This window comes from Micromonospora sp. CA-246542 (assembly GCF_050942905.1).
In the GTDB taxonomy this organism is placed as follows: domain Bacteria; phylum Actinomycetota; class Actinomycetes; order Mycobacteriales; family Micromonosporaceae; genus Micromonospora.
In genome coordinates, this window is sequence record NZ_CP192040.1 from 4,310,885 (window position 1) to 4,332,812 (window position 21,928).

At 73.9% G+C, this 21,928-nt stretch carries 16 protein-coding genes and 2 pseudogenes; 9 read left to right on the plus strand and 9 right to left on the minus strand.

The genetic code is table 11. The annotated features are described in order from the left end of the window. The first annotated feature begins 127 nt into the window (after positions 1 to 127). Positions 128 to 2,365 (plus strand): ATP-binding protein, encoded by a 2,238-nt coding sequence (locus ACQP0N_RS20195; protein WP_433112970.1) that lies wholly within the window; start codon positions 128 to 130, stop codon positions 2,363 to 2,365. Positions 2,366 to 2,406: 41 nt separating this feature from the next. Here ACQP0N_RS20195 and ACQP0N_RS20200 read toward each other — a convergent pair whose 3' ends face one another. Beyond that, positions 2,407 to 3,360: a cyclase family protein gene (locus tag ACQP0N_RS20200; RefSeq protein ID WP_433112973.1), complete on the minus strand. Its 954-nt coding sequence runs from the start codon at positions 3,358 to 3,360 to the stop codon at positions 2,407 to 2,409. Between the two features lie 55 nt (positions 3,361 to 3,415). After that, complete coding sequence (locus ACQP0N_RS20205) at positions 3,416 to 4,291, minus strand: endonuclease/exonuclease/phosphatase family protein (protein ID WP_433112976.1); 876 nt, start codon at positions 4,289 to 4,291, stop codon at positions 3,416 to 3,418. 172 nt (positions 4,292 to 4,463) lie between these two features. Here ACQP0N_RS20205 and ACQP0N_RS20210 point away from each other — a divergent pair. The 3 genes and pseudogenes from ACQP0N_RS20210 to ACQP0N_RS20220 form a co-directional block, all read left to right on the plus strand. After that, positions 4,464 to 4,580: pseudogene (locus tag ACQP0N_RS20210) on the plus strand (TetR family transcriptional regulator); the annotation flags it as partial. Between the two features lie 218 nt (positions 4,581 to 4,798). Further along, positions 4,799 to 5,083: a hypothetical protein gene (locus tag ACQP0N_RS20215; protein ID WP_433112978.1), complete on the plus strand. Its 285-nt coding sequence runs from the start codon at positions 4,799 to 4,801 to the stop codon at positions 5,081 to 5,083. Positions 5,084 to 5,205: 122 nt separating this feature from the next. Then, positions 5,206 to 6,705, plus strand: coding sequence for an FAD-dependent monooxygenase (locus ACQP0N_RS20220; RefSeq protein ID WP_433112981.1), 1,500 nt, complete (start codon positions 5,206 to 5,208; stop codon positions 6,703 to 6,705). Positions 6,706 to 6,763: 58 nt separating this feature from the next. Here ACQP0N_RS20220 and ACQP0N_RS20225 read toward each other — a convergent pair whose 3' ends face one another. From ACQP0N_RS20225 to ACQP0N_RS20245, 5 genes are all read right to left on the minus strand, one after another. Then, positions 6,764 to 6,910: a hypothetical protein gene (locus ACQP0N_RS20225; protein ID WP_355048005.1), complete on the minus strand. Its 147-nt coding sequence runs from the start codon at positions 6,908 to 6,910 to the stop codon at positions 6,764 to 6,766. A gap of 35 nt (positions 6,911 to 6,945) precedes the next feature. Then, a complete protein-coding gene (locus ACQP0N_RS20230; RefSeq protein ID WP_433112984.1) occupies positions 6,946 to 7,329 on the minus strand; it encodes a hypothetical protein in 384 nt (127 codons plus the stop codon). 103 nt (positions 7,330 to 7,432) lie between these two features. Further along, positions 7,433 to 8,002, minus strand: a complete 570-nt coding sequence (locus ACQP0N_RS20235) for a GerMN domain-containing protein (protein ID WP_433112987.1) — start codon at positions 8,000 to 8,002, stop codon at positions 7,433 to 7,435. Further along, positions 7,999 to 9,354, minus strand: coding sequence for a sensor histidine kinase (locus ACQP0N_RS20240; protein WP_433112990.1), 1,356 nt, complete (start codon positions 9,352 to 9,354; stop codon positions 7,999 to 8,001). Before ACQP0N_RS20240 ends, ACQP0N_RS20235 begins: the two co-directional genes overlap by 4 nt. Continuing rightward, on the minus strand, positions 9,351 to 10,028 hold the full coding sequence (locus ACQP0N_RS20245) for a response regulator transcription factor (RefSeq protein WP_433112993.1): 678 nt from the start codon (positions 10,026 to 10,028) through the stop codon (positions 9,351 to 9,353). The genes ACQP0N_RS20240 and ACQP0N_RS20245 overlap by 4 nt, the downstream gene beginning before the upstream one ends. 150 nt (positions 10,029 to 10,178) lie before the next feature. Here ACQP0N_RS20245 and ACQP0N_RS20250 point away from each other — a divergent pair, with 150 nt between their 5' ends. Together ACQP0N_RS20250 and ACQP0N_RS20255 are read left to right on the plus strand one after the other, a co-directional pair. Continuing rightward, a complete protein-coding gene (locus ACQP0N_RS20250) occupies positions 10,179 to 10,592 on the plus strand; it encodes an STAS domain-containing protein (protein ID WP_433112995.1) in 414 nt (137 codons plus the stop codon). After that, positions 10,589 to 11,191, plus strand: a complete 603-nt coding sequence (locus ACQP0N_RS20255) for an STAS domain-containing protein (RefSeq protein ID WP_433112998.1) — start codon at positions 10,589 to 10,591, stop codon at positions 11,189 to 11,191. The genes ACQP0N_RS20250 and ACQP0N_RS20255 overlap by 4 nt, the downstream gene beginning before the upstream one ends. Before the next feature lie 72 nt (positions 11,192 to 11,263). On the opposite strand, the gene ACQP0N_RS20260 is transcribed toward ACQP0N_RS20255, so the two are convergent. Beyond that, on the minus strand, positions 11,264 to 12,580 hold the full coding sequence (locus ACQP0N_RS20260) for a ricin-type beta-trefoil lectin domain protein (RefSeq protein ID WP_433113001.1): 1,317 nt from the start codon (positions 12,578 to 12,580) through the stop codon (positions 11,264 to 11,266). Positions 12,581 to 12,762: 182 nt separating this feature from the next. On the opposite strand from ACQP0N_RS20260, the gene ACQP0N_RS20265 reads away from it, so the two are divergent. Both ACQP0N_RS20265 and mycP read left to right on the plus strand, forming a co-directional pair. Next, positions 12,763 to 15,159 (plus strand): hypothetical protein, encoded by a 2,397-nt coding sequence (locus ACQP0N_RS20265; protein ID WP_433113004.1) that lies wholly within the window; start codon positions 12,763 to 12,765, stop codon positions 15,157 to 15,159. Positions 15,160 to 15,316: 157 nt separating this feature from the next. Next, positions 15,317 to 16,404, plus strand: a pseudogene (gene mycP, locus ACQP0N_RS20270) (type VII secretion-associated serine protease mycosin). Between the two features lie 34 nt (positions 16,405 to 16,438). Here mycP and eccCa read toward each other — a convergent pair. Continuing rightward, a complete protein-coding gene (gene eccCa, locus ACQP0N_RS20275; RefSeq protein ID WP_433113007.1) occupies positions 16,439 to 20,380 on the minus strand; it encodes a type VII secretion protein EccCa in 3,942 nt (1,313 codons plus the stop codon). 234 nt (positions 20,381 to 20,614) lie between these two features. On the opposite strand from eccCa, the gene eccD reads away from it, so the two are divergent. Then, positions 20,615 to 21,928: a type VII secretion integral membrane protein EccD gene (eccD, locus tag ACQP0N_RS20280; protein ID WP_433113010.1), complete on the plus strand. Its 1,314-nt coding sequence runs from the start codon at positions 20,615 to 20,617 to the stop codon at positions 21,926 to 21,928.

The window sequence follows — 21,928 nt, forward strand, 5'->3', positions numbered from 1 at the left end:
CGCCCCGGCGTTTGTCGGGCATCGAAACCGTACCCGTGCGGTCGTGCCACGGCACGGCGCGGGGCGTGCCGGATCGTACGTCGGATGGCCGATTGTCCACGCTCAGCACCGTCGATACGGTGATCGCGTGTTCGGGGAGGCCGTGCAGGAGCTTCGGCGCAGCAGCGCGTTGACCCAGGAGGATCTGGCCGCGAAGACCGGGCTGTCGGTCCGTCACCTTCGGGACCTGGAGGCGGGGCGGATCGCCCGACCGCGTCCCGCGACGATGCTGTTGCTCGCCGACGCCTTCGGCCTACAGGGGTCGAGGCGGGACCGTTTCCTCGCCGGGGCGCCCACCCCGCCCCCGTCGAGTGGCGTTCCGGCGCAGTTGCCGGCGGACGGTTTCGGCTTTGTCGGCCGCGAGGGCGCGCTGGCCCGCCTCGACGAGATCCTGGCCCGGTCGGTGGACCAGCCGACCGCGATGGGGCTCGCGATCGTCTCCGGCACCGCCGGGGTGGGCAAGACCGCGCTCGCGGCGCACTGGGCGCACCGCGTCGCCACGCACTTCCCCGACGGCCAGCTCTACGTCAACCTGCGTGGCTTCGACCCGGGCGGCGTCCCGCTCAGTCCGAGCACGGCGCTCGCCGGGTTCGTCAACGCTCTCGCGGGACCGGCGGCCCGCCCGTCGACCGGGCTGGACGAGCAGGTCGCCCGGTACCGGAGCCTGCTGGCCGGCCGACGGGTGCTCGTCGTGCTGGACAATGCCGGCGAAGCCGACCAGGTACGCCCGCTGCTGCCGGGAGCGCCGGGCTGCTTCGTCCTCGTCACCAGCCGCCACCAGTTCCTGGGCCTGGTCAGCGTGAACGGCGCCCATCCGGTCACCCTGGACGTCATGTCCGGGGCCGAGTCCCGCGAGCTGCTGACCCGACGCCTCGGCGCACAACGGGTGGCCGCCGAGCCCGAGGCCGTCGACGCCATCGTCGGCGCGTCCGCCGGGCTGCCGCTGGCGCTGTCGGTCGTGGCCGCCCGCGCGGCGATCCACAGTGGGTTCCGGTTGATGGACCTGGCGGCGCACCTGCGCCCGGAGGCCGATCGCCTCGACGCCTTCGACGGCGGTGAACCCGTCACCGACCTGCGGCTGGTCATGTCCTGGTCGTACCGGACGCTCGACCCGGCCACCGCCGGGCTGTTCCGGCTGCTGAGCGTGCATCCGGGCCCGGACTTCGCCGTCGCGGCGGCGGCCAGCCTCGCCGGGATCACGCCCGCGCGGGCCCACCGCCACCTGACCGAGCTGACCCGGGCCCACCTGCTCAGCGAGCACCGGCCCGGCCGGTTCACGTACCACGACCTGCTGCGCGCGTACGCCGCCGAGCTGACGGCGGCCGAGGACGGCGAGGCGGACCGTCACGCCGCCCGTACCCGGCTGCTCGACCACTACCTCGGCGTCGCGTACGCCGCCGACGAACTGCTCTATTCGCAGCGGGACCGACTGCCGATCGACCCGCCGGGGCCGGGGGTCGCGCCGGTGCCGCTGGCCGACCGCGACGCGGCACTGGCGTGGTTCACCGACGAGCACCCGGTGCTGCTCTCGGCGCTGCGGCTGGCCGCCGACCACGGTTTCGACCGGCACACCTGCCACCTCGCCTGGGCGATCACCACCTATCTCAACCAGCGCGGCTACTGGGAAGACTGGACCGGCAGCCTGCGGGCGGCGTTGTCGGCGGCCGTCCGGCTGGCCGACGACCGGGCCGAGGCGTACGCCCACGGGGTGCTCGGCTTCGCCGGCATCGCGCTGCACCGGTACGCGGACGCCCAGCGCCACCTGGAGCTGGCGTACGACCGGTACCGGCGGCTGGACGACCTCGCCGGGCAGGCCCGCGTCGAGCTGAACCTCGGCTGGATCCGCGACCAGACGGGCGAGCCCGAGTTGGCCCTCGGCCACGCCCGTGAGGCGCTGCGGCTGCACCGGCAGGCCGGCCACGTCACCGGCCAGGCCTTCGCGCTGAACGCGGTGGGCTGGTCCCAGGGCCAGCTCGGCGACCACCACGCCGCGATCGAGAGCTGCCAGCAGGCGCTGGCCCTGTTCACGTCGGCGGAGAACGTGCTCGGGCAGGCGATCACCTGGGGCAGCCTCGGGCAGTCGCACCTTCAGCTCGACGCGTTCACCGACGCGGTCACCTGCTACGGGCACGCCGTCCGCCTGCGCCGCGAGATCGGTCACCGCCGGTTGGAGGCGGACGCCCTGGTGAGTCTCGGCGACGCTCACCTGGCCGCCGGCGACGCCCCGTCGGCCCGCCTGGCGTGGCAGCGGGCGCGGGACATCCTCACCTCGCTCGGCGAGGCCGACACCGGAGCGCTCGACGCCAAACTCGCGCAGCCGCAATGAGCGCCGCAGGTGCCGGCCGATCTCCGGTCCCCGCGTACCGGTCAGAACGTGGCGATCGGGTTGACCGGGCTACCGGACGTGCCGGCGAGGCGGACCGGTGCGACGGCGAGCTGGAAGTCCCACTGGCCGAGTTCGGCGGCGGTCGTCGCGCACGCCTCCAGGTCGCAGTTGTCGAGCAGCCAGAGACCCATCGCGACGAGGCCGACGGCGTGCACGGGCATCAGCACGTCGTCGTACCCCGAGGGCTGGACGTCCTGCGGGGAGTCGGCGCCGATCAGCGCGACGCCGCGCTCATGGAGCCACGGCAGACAGGACGCGTGCCAACCGGTCTGCGCGAATCCGTTGGCCGCGCGACCCTCGCGCCGGAACCGCCCGTGACCGGTACGCAGGAGCACCGCGTCGCCGACGCCGACCCGTACGCCCTGGCGGCGCTCGGCCTCTTCGAGGTCGTCGGGGAACACCCCCTGGCCCGGTTCCCACCAGGGGACGTCGCGGACCCGGGCGACGTCCAGCAGGACGCCGCGGGTGACGATGCCGTCCGCCGCCGCCGTGACGGCCGCCCACGCCGAGCCCGTCGCCTCGTCGACGAACGAGTGCGACCGCCCGTTGTACATCGCGCCGTCCCAGAAGATGTGGCACGGCGAATCGAGGTGGGTGATGGTGTTGCCGTGGAACGTGATGCCCAGCCGCTCGGACGAGAAGCCCCACCGCCGGTCGGCGTGGAAGGCGGCCGGCATGTTCTCGGCGCCCGGCATCTCCACCGCGTACGGGCACGTCGTCGTCGACCGCTCCATCTCCCCCGGTACGGCGACCTCCCACGCACAGGACACACTCCTGCCGTGGCGTACGGCCCGCGCCGCCGCCAGCCGGACGTCGTCGGTGATGTGGTTCAGCGTGCCGCGCTCGTCGTCGTCGCCCCACCGGCCCCAGTTCGACAGCCTGTCGAAGTACCCGAGCACGTCCTCCTGGGTCGGCAACGCCCGCCCTGCCGTCATCGCGGCACCTCCTGTCCGGCCTTCCTGCACCGCAGGCAGGGTATCCCCCGGCGGGTCAGGTCTGGATGGTGAACGTGGCGACGACGCCGTTGTGGTCGGACGCGGTGCCGCCGACGATGTCGTAGCCGGTCATCCACATGAGCTGGTACTCGGGCAGCCGCTTCCAGAAGTAGATGTAGTCGATGTGCCGGTTGCCGTGCGTACCGGTGCCCTTCTCGCCGTACAGGTTGTAGTTGGAGCGCAGGTTGGGCAGCTCGTTGGCCTCGAAGACCCGCCACGGGAACTTCGCGTACCCGAAGGCGCGGTCGGCGCTGAAGTCGACGTTGAGGTCACCGCTCACGATGACCTGGCCTCCGCCCTGCTTGTCGACCGCCAGGTCCTTGAGGCCCTGGAACTGCGCCTCGGCGCACCGGGTGCGCGGCAGGTCCTCCGGCCGGCCGACGTCCTCGATGCCGGCCACCGCGTGGGCGTTGATGTGTGTCACGGTCCGGCCGCTGGCCTTGTGGCGGTACGTGACCCAGTTGTTGTACCGCGCGGGCGGCACCTCACCCGGGCCGTTGGTGTCACATACGAAGATCGAGCCCTTGTCCCGTACGTCGAACATGCTCTTGCGGGCGATCAGCGCCTCGCCGGCCTGGTTGGTGCCGCCCGGCGCGTACAACCACCATCCGTTGTCGGCGGCCCAGTTCTCCAGGAAGTCCTTGCGGTTGCCGACCTCGTTGAGACCGACGAGGTCGGCCCGGGACGCGATCAGGTTCAGGTCGTGCGCGAAGTCGGCCTGGCTCAACCCGGTGTAGATGTTCAGCGTCGCCGCCCGCAACGCCGTGGTCGCGGCGGCCGCCGGTGTGGCCGGCAGCAGGGCCGCCACCAGCGCGATCGCGGCCGCGAGAGCACCGAGGGCGCGGACTGGGCGGCGTGTTGTCGTCGACATCGACTCCCCTTCGCACACATGAGAACCGCCGTCGGTGGCGGTCGGCGCACTCTATCGATCTCAGTCGACCTGATGCCGAACATCGGGGTACGCGGAGGCGACAAATCGGCTCGGCAGTTAGTTGCGTGGCACGCATCTTTGCGTGCCACGCAAGAAGTGCTAGGGTGGTGGCATGACGGGGCTGCGGGAGCGCAAGAAGGCCGAGACGCGGGCGGCGCTCGGCTGGGCCGCCATCCACCTCACCGCCGAGCGCGGCTACGACAACGTCCGCGTCGAGGACATCGCCGAGGCGGCCGGCGTCTCCCCGCGCACCTTCAACAACTACTTCTCCAGCAAGGCCGAGGCCATCGCCTCCCGCCACCTCGACCGCAGCCTGCGCACCGCCGCCGCGCTGCGCGAACGTCCCGCCGACGAGCCGCTGTGGGAGGCGCTCACCCAGGCCGCGCTGGCACAGTTCACGCGCGGCCCCGAGGTCGAGGCGATGCCCTCCCCGCACACGCCCAGTGGGTGGCCGGCGTCCGCACCATGCTCGCCGAGCCCGCCCTCCAGGGCGAGCGCCTGCGCGCCGTCGCGACCGCCGAGGCCGAGTTGGCCAACGCGGTCGCCGAACGCACCGGGACCGACCTCGCCACCGACATGTACCCGAGGCTCGTCGCGGCCGCCGCCAGCGCGGCCGTCGCCGTCGCCATGCGGCACTACCTCGACAGCGCCGACCCGCCCACCCCGATCGAGCACCTCATCACCGACGCCTTCACCCAGGTCGCCGCCGGCCTCCCCGCGCCGCCCCGCTGACGCGCCGGCCCGCACCCGGGCACCCCTCACCCACCATCCTCAGCCGCGTCACACCCCGCGGCGGGCCGGTCGTACACCGCGCCCGCCGTGGCGACGACGCACGCCCCGAAGGGATCACGACCGTGATCGACGTCCTCATCGTCGGCGCCGGCCCGAACGGCCTGATGCTCGCCTGCGAACTGGCCCTCGCCGGTGTCCACCCCGTCGTCCTCGAACGCCATCCGACGCCCGGCGGCGAACCCCGCGCCAACGGCCTCGTCGGCCAGGTCGTCCGCCTCCTCGACCGGCGCGGCCTGTACGCGCGCCTCAGCGGCGACAGCAACCCGCCGTCCCCGCAACCCGCCTTCACCTTCGGCGCGTTCCCGCTGGACCTCACGATGCTCACGGACAACCCGCACTACGTGCTCGGCGTGCCGCAGGCCCAGCTCGAAGCCGCCCTCGCCGCCCGCGCCGCCGAACTCGGCGTCGACCTGCGCCGCGGCCACGAGGTCGTCGACCTGCGCCAACGGCCCGACGCGGTCGAGGTCGACCTCGCCGACGGTACGCGGCTGACCTCCCGCTTCGTCGTCGGCGCGGACGGCGGCCGCAGCCGGGTACGCCGTACCGCCGGCATCGACTTCCCCGGCGTCACCAACGACCGGTCGGTCTCCCGTACCGCGACGGTGACCGTCCCCGCGTCGTCCCTCGACCCCGAGACGGGCGGCCTCCTCGCCCCCGGCTACGGGATCGTGCCGCCGTTCCTGCACACCCGTACGCCGCGCGGCCTGATCGCCTGGGCCCCGTTCCCCGGCCGGCCGGCGCTGGTCAGCACCACGGAGTGGCCCGACGCGCCGACGAGCGACGAGACCCCGATGAGCCTGGCCGAGCTGCGCGCCAGCGTCACCCGGGTGCTCGGCGTCGACGTCCCTCTCGGTCCACCCGACGGCCCCGGCCTGCTCCGCCGGCTGACCGGTCGCAACACCCGGATCGCCGCCCGCTACCGCGCCGGCCGGGTGCTGCTGGTCGGCGACGCCGCGCACGTGCACCCCGCGATCGGTGGCCCCGGCCTCAACCTGGGCCTTCAGGACGCCGTGAACCTGGGGTGGAAGCTCGCCGCCACGGTGCGCGGCTGGGCGCCGGAGGACCTGCTCGACACGTACGAGACCGAACGTCGCCCGGTCGCCGAGCGGGTCGTCATGTCCACCGAGGCGCAGTCGGCGCTGATCGGTCCCGGCGAGGAGATCACCGGGCTGCGGGAACTCTTCGCCGAACTACTGCGGATACCGGAGGTGACCGGGCACATCGCGGCGCTGATGTCCGGCGCGGACATCCGCTACCCCGCCGATCCCGCCGACCCGATGGCCGGCCGGTCCGCCCCCGACGTGGTCGTCCACGACGACCGGGGCGTCGTACGCCTCGCCGAGCTGACCCGCGGCGCCCGGCCGCTGTTGCTGGACTCAACGGGCGCCTGGGCCGAGGTCGCGGCACCCTGGCGGGACCGGGTGGACGTGGTCACCGGCCACCTGGAGGGCACGACCGCGACCGGGCTGCTCGTCCGCCCCGACTGCTTCGTCGCCTGGTCGGCCGGGGACGCCGACACCCTGCGTGCCGCGCTCACCCGCCACTTCGGCCGGCCGCTCTGACCACCGGTGGCCGGGAACGCCTCGCGCTCCCGGCCACCGGCTGTCCACCACGCGGGGGTCAGTTGGTGATCACCGGCCAGGCGTAGGCGAGCAGCGCGCAGGCGGCGCCGAGCAGCGCGAACGAGATGCCCCGGGTGGGCAGGGGCAGGGCCGCGAGCACGATCAGGATGACGGCGATGATGTAGAGAAATGCCTGGGCGGACATGGAGGTCTCCTCAGTAAGGGGTGTAGGGAAAACGATCAGCCGTCCGGGGTGAACAACCCCTGGATGCCGACGACGATCGCGATCAGGCCGAAGATCGCGAGCAACAGGCGGACTCCGGTCGCGCCGTCCGACTGCTCGACGCCCGACGTCGGACGACCGGTCAGGCGGCCCCACAACAGGGCCAGGCCGACACCGATCCCGACCACCTCGAAGTGGAACACCCGGGGGCCGGACACCAGGTGGACGATCAGGTAGTAGCCGCCGGTCACCAGCGCCACGAGCCCGACCACCCACGCGATCGGCGCCACCCGACCGGCGAGGCGGCCCAGGTCGTCACCGACGCGCGGCAGCAACCGCAGCACGGCGATGGCGAGCAGGAAGCCGCCGACGATGTTGGCGAGGTCGAGCAGCAAAGCCATGATCACGAGGGTCTCCGTCGATCGGACGATCAGCCGGCGGGCAGATACCCACGGACCTGTCCGGTTGAAACGACATTCGGCGATCGATCTCGACGGGGAGCGCTCACTGTGGAGCGATGAGGGGGGCGTAGTCGACCCGGCTGAGCGGCTGCGCCGACAGCAACCCGTCGGCGCGCGGCACTCCCAGCGGCCGTTCGTCGCGCAGGAACCGCACGGTGCTGACCTCGTGGCGGCTGGTGAGCGTGCAGACGATCTGCCCGAAGGCGAGCACCTCGTCGCTGCGACCGGCATCGTCACCAGGTTCGTCGACCATGACCCGGGCCTGGCTGGCGCTCAGCGTCACGCCGACCGCGTTGACCGCCCCCGGCAGGGCGCTGGTGAGGTCGGTGTCGCGCTCGGCCGTGGTGGGGCCCGCGAACAGGTGCCGCAGGTGCTCCTCGATGGTGGGTGGACGGTCGACGCTCCGCAGCACCGGAACGATCCGGTTGTCGCGTACCAGGCAGAGGGTCTCGGTGGCCGGACCGGCCGGCGCGGTGTCGGCGGATGGGGTGTCGGCGGTGGTCGGGAACGGTCCGCGCGGCGGTGGCACCGGGCGGGGCGCGTCGTCGGCGGGGATGCCGCAGCCAGCCAGCAGCGCGACGAGGGCCAGACCGAGCAGGCGTCGGGGACTCATGCCAGGCTCTCCGGCAGGGTGACGCGGAACCGAGCGCCGCCGCCGGGGTGGTCGGTGACGGTGACGGTCCCACCGTGCGCGCTCGCGTGCTGGGCGACCAGGGCGAGACCGAGCCCGGTGCCGTCGCCCGCGCCACGTGTGTGGGCGGCACGTCCACGCACGAAGCGGTCGAAGATGGCCTCCCGGTCCTCGACCGGTACGCCCGGGCCATCGTCCTCGACCTCGATCACGGCGGCGCCGCCGTCGCGGTCGAGCAGAACGGACGTCGGACCGCCCCCGTAGGTGACGGCGTTGTCCAGCAGGTTCGCCAGGATCTGCGCGACGCGCCGACGCTCGACCCGCCACGTCGCGGGCACCCCGGGCGCGAGCCGCACGATCGACGTCGGCAGGTCCAGGGCCTCGCAGGCGGCGCGGGCCAGCGCCACCGGGTCCACCGGCGCGCGGTGCGCGGGCTGGTCGCTGCGGGCCAGGTCGATCAGGTCGTTGACGAGTCGCTGAAAGCGGTCGATCTCGTCGGCGACCAACCCCGCCGCGATCGCCGTCCGCTCGTCCTGGTGTTCCCGGCGACGGGCCAGCACGCTCGCCGCGGCGGCGAGGGTCTGCAACGGCGACCGCAGCTCGTGGCTGACGTCGGCGGCGAAGCGGCGGTCGCGCTCGATGCGGTGGGCGAGCCGGTCGACCATCTGGTTGAACGAGGAGGACAACCGGGTCAGGTCGGGGTCGGTGGCCGGGTCCAGGCGGGCCGTGAAGTCGCCGGCCGCGATCTTCTCCGCCGCGTCGGCGACCGCCGTCAACGGGCGCAGCCCGTGCCGGGTGGCGTGCCACCCCAGCGCGGCGCCGGACCCGGCGATCATGATGGCCACGGTGGTCAGCGCGAGCGCCAGGACCTGGAACGTCTGCTCCAACTCGCGCAGGGAATTGACCTCGAAGTACGTCGCCGTCGCGGACAGGGGCACGCCGACCACGAGAACCGACTGGCCGTCCACCCGTACCCGCTGCACCGCTGGCTGCCCGGACGCCACGACGCGGCGCAGGTCCTGGGGGATGGCGGTGGTGGGGCCGGGGTCGGCCGTGCGGGCGTACCACTCGCCGTTGAGGTGCAGGACCGGGCGACGTCCGCCGCCGGTGTCCAGCGACCGCAGCACCTCCACGACATCGGGGGTGTCGGTGTCGATCCCGGCGCGCACGACCGTCGCGTCGAAGTACGCGGCGCGCAGGGCGGTGCGTTCCCGCTCCCCGAGCAGGGATCGGCGGGTCAGCTCGTAGGAGACCAGGGCCATCGAGGCGGCGAGCAGGAGCGCGCCGACGGCGAACGCGGCGGTGACCCGGGTACGCAGTCCGAGGCGTCTCATCGCTGCAACTTGTAACCCATACCCCGCAGGGTGACCAGGTGCCGAGGGGTCGCCGGATCGGGCTCGATCTTCTGCCGCAACCGGCCGACGTGCACGTCGACGAGCCGCTCGTCGCCGATGTCGTAGCCCCAGACCCGTTGCAGCAACTGCTGACGTGACAGCACCCGGCCCGCGTGCTCGGCCAGCTCGCACAGCAACCGGAACTCGGTACGGGTCACCGCCACCGGCCGGCCGCCACGACGCACCTCGCCCGCGTCGGGACTGATCTCCAACTCGCCGAACGCCAACACGGGCACCGGCCCCCCGACCACGGCACGGGCACGGCGACGCAGCGCCCGCAGCCGCGCGGTCAGTTCCTTGATCGCGACCGGCTTGACCAGGTAGTCGTCCGCGCCGGCCTCCAGGGCGGCGACGATGTCATGGGTGTCGTCCCGGGCGCTGACCACCACGATCGGCACGTCGTCGTCGCGACGGAGCTGCCGGATGCACTCGAAGCCGTCGAGGCCGGGAAGCATCAGGTCGACGAGCACGTAGTCCGCCGGATCACGGCGCTGCGCGCGCAGCCCCTCCTCGGCGGTGGCCGCGCCCACCGCGTCGTACCCCTCGTCCTGGAGGGCGAGCAGCAGCGCCAGTCGGATCCGGTCGTCGTCCTCGATCACCAGTACGGCCGTCATAACCGCATCATCCCCAGGCCACGACGACACGGCCAATCGCGTCCGCCGGCCCACGGATTTGTCACCCAACTGTCATAGATCCGCGCGACGCCCGCCACGCCGGACCGGCACGGTGACAGGCGACCAGAGCCACGAGAAAGGGGTACGACAGTGACGGGACCACTCAAACCTCCGTCGTACGCGCTGCCGCTGGTGGAGGTCAGCATCACCCAACTGGACCTGAGCTGCCTGGCCGAGAGCGGCGCCGTGTTCGACCGGCTGCTGGCACTGAGCCCCGGGCAGATCGTCGTCGACCTGTCGGAGTGCCGTTACCTCGACGCCGCCGCCATCGGGCTGCTGCTGGACATCCACCGCCGGCTGGCCCGTGTCGACGGCACCCTCGTCGTACGCAACCCCAACCGGCGTATCCAGCGCATCCTGCACCACGCCCGTCTGGACCAGGTCCTGCCGATCGTCACCGAACCGCCGTCGGCGTCGCCCGGCGATCCGGCGACGCGGGACGAGTCGCGGCCGGTCGAGCCGGCGCTCGCCGCTCGCGGCGGACAGAAAGGATCAGCGGTATGACCGTCGTCCCGGACGACAACCTGATGACACTCATCTGTGACACCTGCGGCGACAGTCTCACCGCCACGGCCTGCGTGCTGCCCGACGCCGAGGTCGTCTGGACGCTCGTGTCCGAGCACGGCTGGAGCGGCTCGCCGTTCGCCACCGGCCCGCACCGCTGCCCCCACTGCAGCCTGCTCCCGCCCGCGAACCCCCGGCAGGCCTCGAGCGAGGGCCACGGTCCCGGCGGGATCCTCGGCATCGACCACCTCGACGAGGCCACCATCGTCACCGCCAGCGGTGACATCGACGTCGCCACGGGCGACGCGCTGCGTGCGGCGCTGCGGCAGGCGGCGGAGGCGGGCGCGCCCGTGCTGGTCGACCTGAGTCGCGTACGCGCCATCGACTCCACCGGCCTCGGCCTGCTGGTGCGGGCCCACCTCGACGCCCGCGAGCGGGGATTGACGCTCTGCCTCGCCGCGCCGTCGCGGTTCATCCGGACCGTCCTGCACACGATGCGCCTGGACGGCGTCTTCCCGATCTTCGACAGTCGCGAGGACGCCCTGGACCGGATGGCCCGGCCGGCGCTGTCCGTGGCCGCGCCCACGGCCGAGACGTAACGCCGACGGCCGCGGCAGCAGCTCAGACGCCAGTCGCGACCCTCGCCGACACGAACCCGTGGTACGCGACGGTCACCAGCGGCAGCGACGGCGACACGGGTATCCCCCGCCGCCAGGACCGCCCGGACCGTAGCGGGTGGGCGCCGTCGTCACGGCCGGCGGCGGGGCCGCCGTGGTCGCGGGCGCCTGCGCCGTCGTGGCCGCCGGGCGGGCCGGGCTCGGGGCGGCTCGGGTGGCGGGCGGCGCGGACTTCGTCGGGGCCGACGCCCGGACCGACGGCGACGCGGAGGTCGGCGAGGAGGACGAGGACGGCGACGGGGACGGCAGTGGCGCGGACGGCGGTGCCAGCCGGGTGTCGAGCCGGTAGTAGTCGGTGTACGCGGCGACGGTCGCGAGGTGTGCCCGCGTCATCGCGTCCGGGACACCGCCGGCCCGGCGCACCGTGTCGACGCCCGCGTGCCACGCCGCGACGGCCAGCAGGTAGGGATCTCCCGGGAGCGCGGACAGCTCGCGGACCAGACGGCACAGCACGTCGCCCATCACCGGCACGGCCACCTGCGGATCCCACACGGACGCGCCCTTGGGCGCGTTGTCCTGCCACAGATCCTCGGAGAAGCCCGCGATCCCCAGCTCACCGGACGCCCCGCGCTGCTCCGCGTTGAAGCTGGACAGGGCCATCAACTGCCCGGCGACCGCCGGCGGGCTAACCTCGGGGCAGCGGCTGCCCGCCGCGACCACGGCCGGGACCAGCTCGTCCGGCAACGGCACCGCCGCGGGCGCCGACCCGGCGGCCAGAGACTGGGTCGACCCGGCGGACGCGAACTGCGGCAGGGTCTCGTAGTAGGCCGCGTACTTGCCCGTCCGGTCGACGTAGTCGCTCGCCTTGCCGGGCACCCGGCCCGCCTTGCGGACCTCCGGGAGCCCGGACCGGAACGCGGCGAGCGCCAGCCGCCACGCGTCCCCGTCGACACCGCTGGTACGAAGCTCGCCGACGAGGTTGCACATCAGATGCGCCAACGCGAGCAGGGCCGCCTCGGTGTCCTCGCGCTGCGCGCCGGACCATGGCGCCCACCGACGCCACTGCTCGTCGGTGAGCCCGGCGATGCCGCGTCCACCCGACTCCGTACGCGCCGCCGCCGGATCCAGTTCGGACTCCGCCATGAGTTGGCCGGCGAGGCGGGCGGAGGTCACGGCCGGGCAGGCGTGACCCGCCCTGGACAGCGCGGTGAGCTGGTCCCCGGTGAGCGCGCGGCCGGTGAGGCTGTCCTTCCCCGCGTACGCGAAGCTCCAACCCAGGCCGATCACCAGCACCAGCACGATCACCGCCGCCACGCCCGCGAACAGTCCACGGCCTGTTCCGGTGATCCTCTGTAGCCCGAAGCCCCGCACCGTGTTCCACCCTCTCCCGGTAGCAGCCACGTATTAGCAACGTGGACGGGATCGCGCTCGTTCACTTCGACGGCAATCGACATCGAAGATTCTGCCCGGACGCCCCCGGCGTGAACCGGCCGGGGTGCCGGGCCCGTTGCAAGGGCGTGACTGCGATCGGGTGGAGAAGGCGCCGACGGGACGTGCCCCTGCACGTCGAGTGGCACGGCGCGACCGCCGTCCTCTCGCACGTCGAGGATCAACCGCTGGAACTGTGGCGGCTGTTGCGCGCCGGGGCACCGCCCGACGTGCTGGTCGTGCCGTCGGACCGGGCGCTGCGCGAGCCGGACTGCGCCGCATTGCTGCGAACCGTCGTGCAGGAGGCCGCGGACATCGGCGGGGTGCGGCGTGTGTGGGTGGCGGCGGATCGCGTCGGCCGCCCCGACGAGGCGTACGCCCCCTGGTTGACCGATCTCGCGGCGCGCACCGGGGTGGAGCTGCTCGCGCCCGACGGGCCGGTCGTCGTCGTGCCGAACGGCACCTGGTACGCCGCCGGCGGCACCGGCGCCTGGGGTTGGCGCTCGTTCTCCGGCGGCGGTGACTGCCCGGTCAGCGCCAACCGGTGCCCCACCCCGGCCTGGGAGCCCTGCCTGCCCGACCGGCCGATGAACCTCGGGCGGCTGGTCGCCGACCCGGTCCCGGCCGGCCTGCTGCTGCGGTTGGCCACCTCCGCGCCGGCCGCCGCCGGGGATCCGGCGTACCGCGTCCCGGTCGATTCCCGCGGACCGACGCTCGTGCTGCGCCACGTCGGCCGGCCGGCGGCCGACGCCGCGGACGTGGCGTCGCTCTTCGCCGGACTGCCGGCACACTTTCCGGTACGGGTGGAGGCGGCGCTGCTGGACACCTCGGAGGTCGTGCCCGAGCCGGCGTGGCTGGACACGCTGGCCGCCCTGCTCGGCGATGCCCGGCCGCCGGAGCCGGCCCCCACCGAACCGATGCGACACGCGGCACCGGCGATCATGGAAGGTTGGCGTCGCACCGGGGACCGGCTCTACCGGCACCGGACGGTGGAGCGGCTGCTCGCCGAGGTCGTGCCGATGGGGGTGCTGCTGCGCCGCGACGGCGGGTACGCCTCGACGGACCTGGCGTTCGTCGACCCGGTCGAGGGGCGCCTCGTGCTGGCGTGCGAGACGTCCCCCGCCCTACGGGAGGCGGTACGCCGGGTATGGGACGGACCAGGCGGTCCCACACCGGCGGCCGACCCGGCACCCGAACCGACGGCCGCACCGGCGGCCGCACCGGCGACCGAACCGGTGGTGCCCGCGCGGCGCCCGCGCCCCGCCTGGGCGAACTCGGCGACGCTCACGCTGCCCCTGCCGCTGCGCCCGGTGGCCCCGGCAGCGGCGGAAGTGACGGCGTCCACCACCGAACCGGTCGCGCCGACCGTGGTCGTGCCGCCGCCGGTCGCCCTGACCACGGCCGTTGCGTCGGCCGCGCCGCCGCCCCCGCCGCCACCCGCCGTAACGGCGCCGAAGCCCGCCGACGTACCTCCCGTCGTCCCAGCCGCCTCGCCGCCGCGGGTCGCCGCCCTGCCGGTGCGGGTCATCGCCCCGCCGGTGCAGCCGGTGTCGGTGCCGCCCGATCCCTCGCCGGTGCCGTCGCCCGCCGAGCGGCCCGCGCACGGCACCTCCGTACCGCCGCTGAGCGTCGCCGGCCTCGGGCCGATCCCGGCCATGCGCACCATCTCCGGCCCGGACGTCACCGAGGCGCCCCCGGTCGAGGAGGTCCCGCGCTGGATCCCGGCGTCCGGCACGGCGGTGGTCGACCGGCCCAGCACCGCCGAGGAGCAGACCGCGCTGGCCGCCGCCCTGGGCGTCGCCTACCACGACTCGATCACCCTGGTGAACGCGGCGCTCGCCGCCTCGCCGGCGCTGCGTCAGGAGATCGCGCCCGCCGAGAAGTCGGACCTGGTCGCGGTCCGGGCGTACCTGCGCACCTCGGCCGCCACGGTCAACGCCGCGCTGCGGACGGGACAGGACATCGACACCCCGGGCTTTCTGCCCTGCCTGGTCTCCGGGCTGCGGCGACTGCCGCCGTACCGCCGGGCCGTGGTCGGCCAGGGGCGGTTGGGCGTACCCGCCCGGCGGCTCTACCCGGAGGGCAGGACGCTCGTCGAGCCGGCGTTCCGCACCGTCAGCGCGTCCATGGACGTGTGTGCCGACGGCGCGGACGTCGACTTCGTGGTGTTGTCGCGGACCGCCCGGCAGATCGGGCTCCTCGGCGAGCACGGCGACCTGGACGAGGCGGTGTTCCTGGCCGGTACCCGGTTCAAGGTCCTGGCGGTCGACGACGAGCCGGGCGGCGACCGGGGTGCGCTGCCCGGCACCGCCGTGCTGCTGCGGGAGCTGCTTCCCGGCGACACCGGCAGCGGGCGCGGGCTCGACGACGACGACCGGGCAGCGCTGCGCCGGCTGCAACGGGCGCTGGACCGGCGGCGGTCCGCCACCCCCCGGATGGTCACCGACGAGGGCACCGCCGACCGCCTCGCCGGGCCACCGCTGGGCTTCGTCGAGCGGACCCTGACCGCGAACGTCTCCTGAGAAGGACAGAAGGTGACAACGGATGCGTCTCAGACGGCTCGCCCACGCCGCGACGGCGGGACTCGCGACCGCCCTGCTCGGCGTCGGACCGGTGTGGGCGGCGCCCGTCCTCCCGCCGCTGCGGACCGGGCAGTGCCTGCCCGCGCCGGCCGGGTCGATGCCGGACATCCCCTGGCCGCAGCGGCACCTGACACCCGAGCGGGCGTGGACGCTGACCGAGGGCTCCGGAGTCGTCGTCGCCGTCCTCGACTCCGGGGTGGACGCTCGTAGCCCGCAGCTCGCCCGGCGCGTACTGCCGGGGGTCGACCTGACCCGGACCGGCGGGCGGCGGGCCGATACCGACTGCCTGGGGCACGGCACGTTCGTGGCGGGCATCATCGCGGCCGCGCCGGCGTCGGGCACGGGGTTCACCGGCCTCGCGCCGGGAGTACGGATCCTGCCGATCCGGATCACCGACCAGCCCGCCGGCGCGCCGGACGCGATCGCGACCGGCATCCGCACGGCCGTGGACCGGGGCGCGGACGTGGTCAACGTCTCGGCCGGCACCACGGTACGCAATCCGGCGATGGAGGCGGCCGTCCGCTACGCCGAGCAGCGCAACGTCGTGGTCGTCGCGGCGGTCGGCAACCGGGACGCCGGGACGGGTGTGCGCACCTACCCGGCGGCGCTACCCGGCGTCCTCGCCGTCGGGGCGATGGACAGCAGCGGGCGGCGGTCGGACTCGGCGTCGCCGAGCGCGGGGTGGCGCTGGTCGCGCCCGGCGAGGACGTCGTCAGCATCGGTCCACGGGGCGCCGGCCACTGGCAGGGCAGCGGGACCAGCTACGCCGCGCCGTTCGTGGCCGGGACCGCCGCGTTGGTGCGCGCCTATCGTCCCGGGCTCAGCGCGGCGCAGATCCGTCACCGCCTCCAGGCGACCGCGGATCTGCCCGCCGCGGCGTTGCCGGACGCGCAGTTCGGCTGGGGCGTGGTCAACCCGATGGCGGCGCTGGCGACGGTGCTGCCCGAGGAGGGTACGGCGGGTTCGACCGTGGTCGGGGCACGACGGGCGACGGCACCGGCCCTGACCGGTCCCGCGCGGGTGGGACCGCTCCTGGCGACCGGCGTGGCCCTGGTGCTGCTGGTCGCCGCCGGGGGCGCGGTGCTGGCCGTCCTCGGGCCCGCCGGTCACCGTCGCCGCTGGCGGCCGGCGCGGACGGCCGAGGTGTCCGAGCCGGACCCCGAGGTCGCCCCGCCGGTGCGGTGACCCCGCTCGGCGGGGCGACCCGGACGCCTGCGTCTCACTCGATGACCGGCGCCTGTACGAGCCGTACGTTGCGGCGGCGGTCGATGTACTGGGCCCGGCCGACGGGTAGCACGCGGGGCCGGACCGTGCCGAGGAAGGCGCCCTCCTCGCGCGGGCAGGAGAAGAGCATGGCCGAGGTGCCCAGCTCCCAGGCCCGCCGGACGACCTGGTCCATCATGGCCCGGGACGCGCCGGCGGTCCGCCGGGCCACGATCAGGTGCAGGCCGATGTCCGCGCCGTGTGGGAGCAGGGGCAGCAGGTGTTGCAGGGGCTTCTCGGCCTCGGCCAGCTCGTAGTCGTCGACCAGGATGAAGATCCGGCCACCCGTCCACCAGTCCCGGGACGGCAGCCGGCTCGGGATGATGTCCGGGCCGGGCACCCGCTCCTTGAGCAGGCCGACTGCCTCCTGCAGGGCCGAGGCGAGCGAGCCCGCGCTGACCGAGTAGCCGATCTGGTGTTCCTGCGGCACGGCGTCGTACAGCTCGCGGCCGAAGTCGCCGAAGATGATCCGCGCCTCGTCGGCGGGGTGGTGCGTGGCGATCGAGCGGGCCAGATGGCGCAGCAGCGTGGTCTTGCCGGTCTCGGCGTCGCCGAAGATCAACAGGTGCGGGCTGGCGTCGAAGTCGTGCCACAGCGGTTCCAGTTTGACGTCGTCGAGCCCCAGGGCGACCTGCACGTCCGCGCTGGGGCGGGCGGCGGTGGGCGCGGGCAGCGCGGTGTCGGGCAGTCTTCCCGGCAGGAGTCGGACCTCCGGCGCGCGCGGCAGCGATCCGGCAGCCACCGCGTCGACCAGGTCGGCGACCGCGTCGGCCAGGTCCTCGGTGCCGCTGTCCCCGTCCACGCGGGGTAGCGCGCCGAGGAAGTGCAGGCGCTCCGGCACGATGCCGCGCCCGGGAATGGACGGCACGGTGGCGGCGAACTTGCTGTTGATCTCGGAGTCGATCGGGTCGCCGAGCCGCAGCTCGAAGCGGGTGCCGAGGGCGTCCCGCAGCCAGGGCCGCATCTCCGCCCAGCGCCGGGCGGCGACGACGAGGTGGACGCCGAAGCCCAGACCGCGGGCGGCGATGTCGGTGAGGCGGGGTTCCAACTCCTCGAAGTCCTGCCGGACGGAGAACCACCCGTCGATGACGAGGAACACGTCGCCGTACGGGTCCTGGTCGCGCAGCGAACCGGTGGCGCGGATCCGGCGGTAGCTCGCCATCGAGTCGATGTTGTAGCTGCTGAACAGGTTCTCCCGCAGGACCAGCAGGTTGGACAGCTCCAGGACGGTGCGGGTGACCCGGTCGCGGTCCAGCCGGTTCGCCACCGATCCGACGTGCGGCAGGCCGCCGAGGGAGGCGAGGCTGCCACCGCCGAAGTCGAGGCAGTAGACCTGCACGTCCTGCGGACCGTGGGTGAGCGCGAGCGCGCAGATCAGCGTCCGCAGCAGGGTGCTCTTGCCGCTCTGCGGCCCGCCCACCACACCGATGTTGCCGCGTCCGCCGGACAGGTCGGCGAGGAGGAGTTCGCGGCGTTGCTGCGCGGGCAGGTCGAGCAGCCCGACCGGCACGGTGAGGGGCTGGTAGCCGCCGATCGGGCACAGGCCACGTTCCGGGTCGTCGGTGAGCGGTGGCAGCAGCCGGTCCAGGCTGGCCGGCTCCCGCAGCGGCGGCAGCCACACCTGGTGCGCGGCGGGCCCGCGCCCCTGAAGGCGTTGCAGCAGCACCTCGGCGAGCATGGGCGGCTTCTCGCCGTCGGCGTCGTCGGGGCTCTGCGGCGGTGCCGCGACCGGTTCGACGTGCGCCACGCCGAAGGTGACCACACTGGTCCGCGCCGCGCCCCGCTGGGTACGCCCGTTCCGCCGGTACGGACCGGACGAGTAGGCGGCCTTGAACCGGGTCAGGGTCTGGATGTCCGAGCGCAGGAACCCGTTGCCCGGCACGTTTGGCAGCTCGTACGCGTCCGGGACGCCGAGCACGCTGCGACTCTCCATGGCGGAGAAGGTCCGCAGACCGATCCGGTACGACAGGTGTGACTCGATCTGGTGGATGCGCCCCTCGTCGAGCCGTTGGCTGGCCAGCAGCAGGTGTACGCCGAGGGAGCGCCCGAGCCGGCCGATCATCGCGAAGACCTCGATGAACTGCGGCTTGCCGGTCAGCAGCTCGCTGAACTCGTCGACCACGATCAGCAGGGCCGGCATCGGTTCCAGCGGCGCGCCCTCCACACGCGCCCGCTCGTAGTCCCGCCGGGAGGCGTAGTTGCCGGTGGCCCGCAGGTGCTCCTGCCGGCGGACCAGCTCACCGGTGAGCGCGTCGCGCATCCGGTCGACCAGTTCGAGTTCGTCGGCCAGGTTGGTGATCACCGCGGCGGTGTGGGGCAGCCGGTCGAAGCCGAGGAAGGCCGCGCCGCCCTTGAAGTCGACGAGGACGAGGTTGAGTTCGGCCGACGTGTGTCGGGTGGCGAGGGCGAGCACGAGCGTGCGCAGCAGTTCGCTCTTGCCCGAGCCGGTGGCGCCGATGAGGACGCCGTGCGGGCCCATGCCGTTCTCGGCGGACTCCTTGAGGTCCAACTCGATCGGGGCACCCGTGGTGGAGATGCCGATCGGCACGCGCAGCCGTTGCGCGGCCGGGCGGTTGGCCCGGTAGGCGTCCGGGTCGAAGGTGCGCAGGTCGGCGATGCCGAGCAGGCCGGCCAGGTCGTAGTCGGTGGCCAGTGGTTCCTCGGTGTCGACGGCCTGGCCGATGCGCAGGCGGGAGATCCGGCGGGCGAGGGCGTCGACGGACGGCAGGCCGATGGTGTCGGGCCGGCACAGCCGGCTGCGCGACGGCTTGCCGAGGTGGTCGAACGTGACGAGGTGCAGGTCGTCGGCGGTCACCTCGGCGAACAGGGTCTGCGGGCGGGACTGCCAGTCGAGCGCCCCGGCGGTGTCCACGACGACCGCGTTGCGGTAGCCCTCGACGGCGAGCCGGTGCTCGCCCTGGATCGCCGCCCCGTCGAGCACGACCACGACGAACGGTTCGGAGGCCGTGATCGGGGTGTCCGGCTCGAAGGCCGGACGGTCGGCGACCCCGAGCCCGGCGAGCAGCGCGTCGAGCGCCGGCAGGTCGGCGACCACCAGGCGGCCCGCGCCGGCGCCGTCGGGGTCCTCGTCGTTCTGCGCGTGCGGCAGCCACTTCAGCCAGTCCCAGTCCCGCTCGCGGCCGGGCGCGGCGAGACAGGCGATGAGCAGGTCACCGGGCGCGTGCGCGACGGCTAGTTGGGCGAGCATCGCGCGGGTGAGGCCGTGCACGGCAGCCGCGTCGCCGGTGAGCTGGAAGCGGGCGAACCCCCGGAGGTAGACCGCGACCGGCGCCTCGCGCAGGGTGGAGTAGGCACGGATGAACCGGCGCAGCGCGTGCGCGGCCATCGGTTCCAGCTCCTCGACGGGTTTGCTCTGCGGCGCGGTCAGGGTGGTCGTCGACCGGCGCGCTCCGATGCCGACCCGGACCTCGCCGAAGTCCTCGTGCGCGGTGCGGCGCTCCCACAGCCGCCGGCTCAGCGCGTGGGACCAGAGCGCCCGTGGATCGGGGTGCAGCCAGCGTGCGGCGTGGTACTGGTCGACGAGACTGGTGCGGGCGCTGCGGCGGATCTGGGTGAGGTAGCGCTGGTAGTCGCGCCGGTCCCCGTGCATGCGTTCCTTGTGCTCGCTGGCCGCCCGGAAGAACGGCACCACGACGCCGGCCAGCACCGACACGGCCATCAGACCCATGCCGATGTACGCGAGCACGCCCGCGTCCCGGCGTACGAAGACGAGCATCATCGCCATCGACGCGAGGCCCATCGGGATGTAGAGCCAGATCTGTCCCATGCCGCCCGCTGCCGGTTCGGGCACCGGCGGTGGCGGCTGGAGCTCGATCTCCCCGGGTGGCGCGACCGGGCCGGCGACGCGCGGACGGCGGACGAAGGGAACGGTGCCCACGTGCACTCCTGTCGTTCGTGGAGGTTTTCCCCCTACCTGCGACCGACCGTGCGACGGCGACGGCTGCGCACCGCTGTCGCCGCTAGCGTGACGGCCCTGATCTGGCGAGATCTGGTCGGCGTGGCAGCGGCAGGAGGGAACCGGGTCCGAACGATGGATGAGCTGATTCAGCATCGCACGGTAGCGCCGGTAAGGCTACGTTTTGTCCTGAAAGAACATGTCGTGGATCTGGCGATGCCGGTCGATACGCCGCTGGTCGACGTGCTGCCCGTCGTCCTTGCCGAACTCGATCCGCAGGCCGGCGACCACGGCGCCAGCCACGACGGCTGGGTCCTGCAACGGATCGGCGGTCCGCCGCTGGACGAGGAGCGCACCCCGGCCGCCCTCGACCTGCTCGACGGCGACACGGTCCACCTGCTGCCCCGTGCCGCCGCACTACCCCCGATCGGCTACGACGACCTCGTCGACGGGCTCGCCGAGCAGGTCGGGCGGCACCGTGGCACGTGGACGCCGGCCCGGCTGCGGGCACTGCTGCTGTCGTACGGCGGTCTCGCCGTCCTGACCGGGCTACCGGTGCTGGCGCTCGGCGGGCCGTCGGCGTACCAGGGAATCATCGCGGCGGTGGCGGCGATCGTGCTGGTCGGCGCGGCGGGCCTGGTGAGCCGGGCCGCCGCCGATCCGGTGGCCGGCACACTCCTGGCCGGCTGCGCCGCCGCGTACGCCGCCGAGGCCGGCTGGGCGGTGGCCCGGTGGGCCGCGCCGGACGCCGCGTGGACGGTCACCGTCGCCGCCGTGTGCCTCTGCGCGCTGGCGGCGGTCTGTGCCGGCTTCGCCGCCGTCGCGGACGGCGCGGTGCTGTTCACCGGCGCGATCACCGCCCTGCTGCTGACCGGCGTGCCGGCGGTGGTCGCCGCCGCCGGTGGGTTCGACACCCAACGGACCGCCGGTACCGCCCTGGTCACCACGCTGGCGGTGATGATGGTGCTGCCGCTGCTGGCGTTCCGCCTCGGCGGGTTGACGCTGCCGATGATGCCGCGCCGGCCGGAGCAGCTCTCCGACGACATCGACCCCGTTCCGTACCGGCTGGTGGTGGAGCGCGGCAACGCGGTGGTCGGCCACCAGTCCGCGCTGCTGATCGGTGTCGGCGCCGCGCAGCTCGCGCTGGCCGTGTTCCTCGCGCTGCCCGGCGGCCCGTGGCCCCGCACGCTGGCCCTGATCACGGCGGCCCTGCTCCTGCTGCGTGCCCGACACCTGAGCACCACCGTCCAGCGGTGGACGGTGGTGGTCCCGGCGACGGTCCTCATCGTCCTGGTGCTGCTCGGCTTCGGTGGCGAGCAGCCGTTCTATCTGCGCGTCGCGGCGCTGCCGGTGCTCGCCGCGGCCGGACTGGCCTTCCTCGCCGCGAGCACCGCCCTGCCGGGGCGGCGGCTGCGGCCGTACTGGGCGCGGGCCGCCGACATCCTGGAGCTGGTCGTCGCTCTCGCCGTCCTGCCGGTGCTCGGCGCCGTGCTCGGCGTGTACGCCGCCATCCGAGCCTGGGCGGGCTGA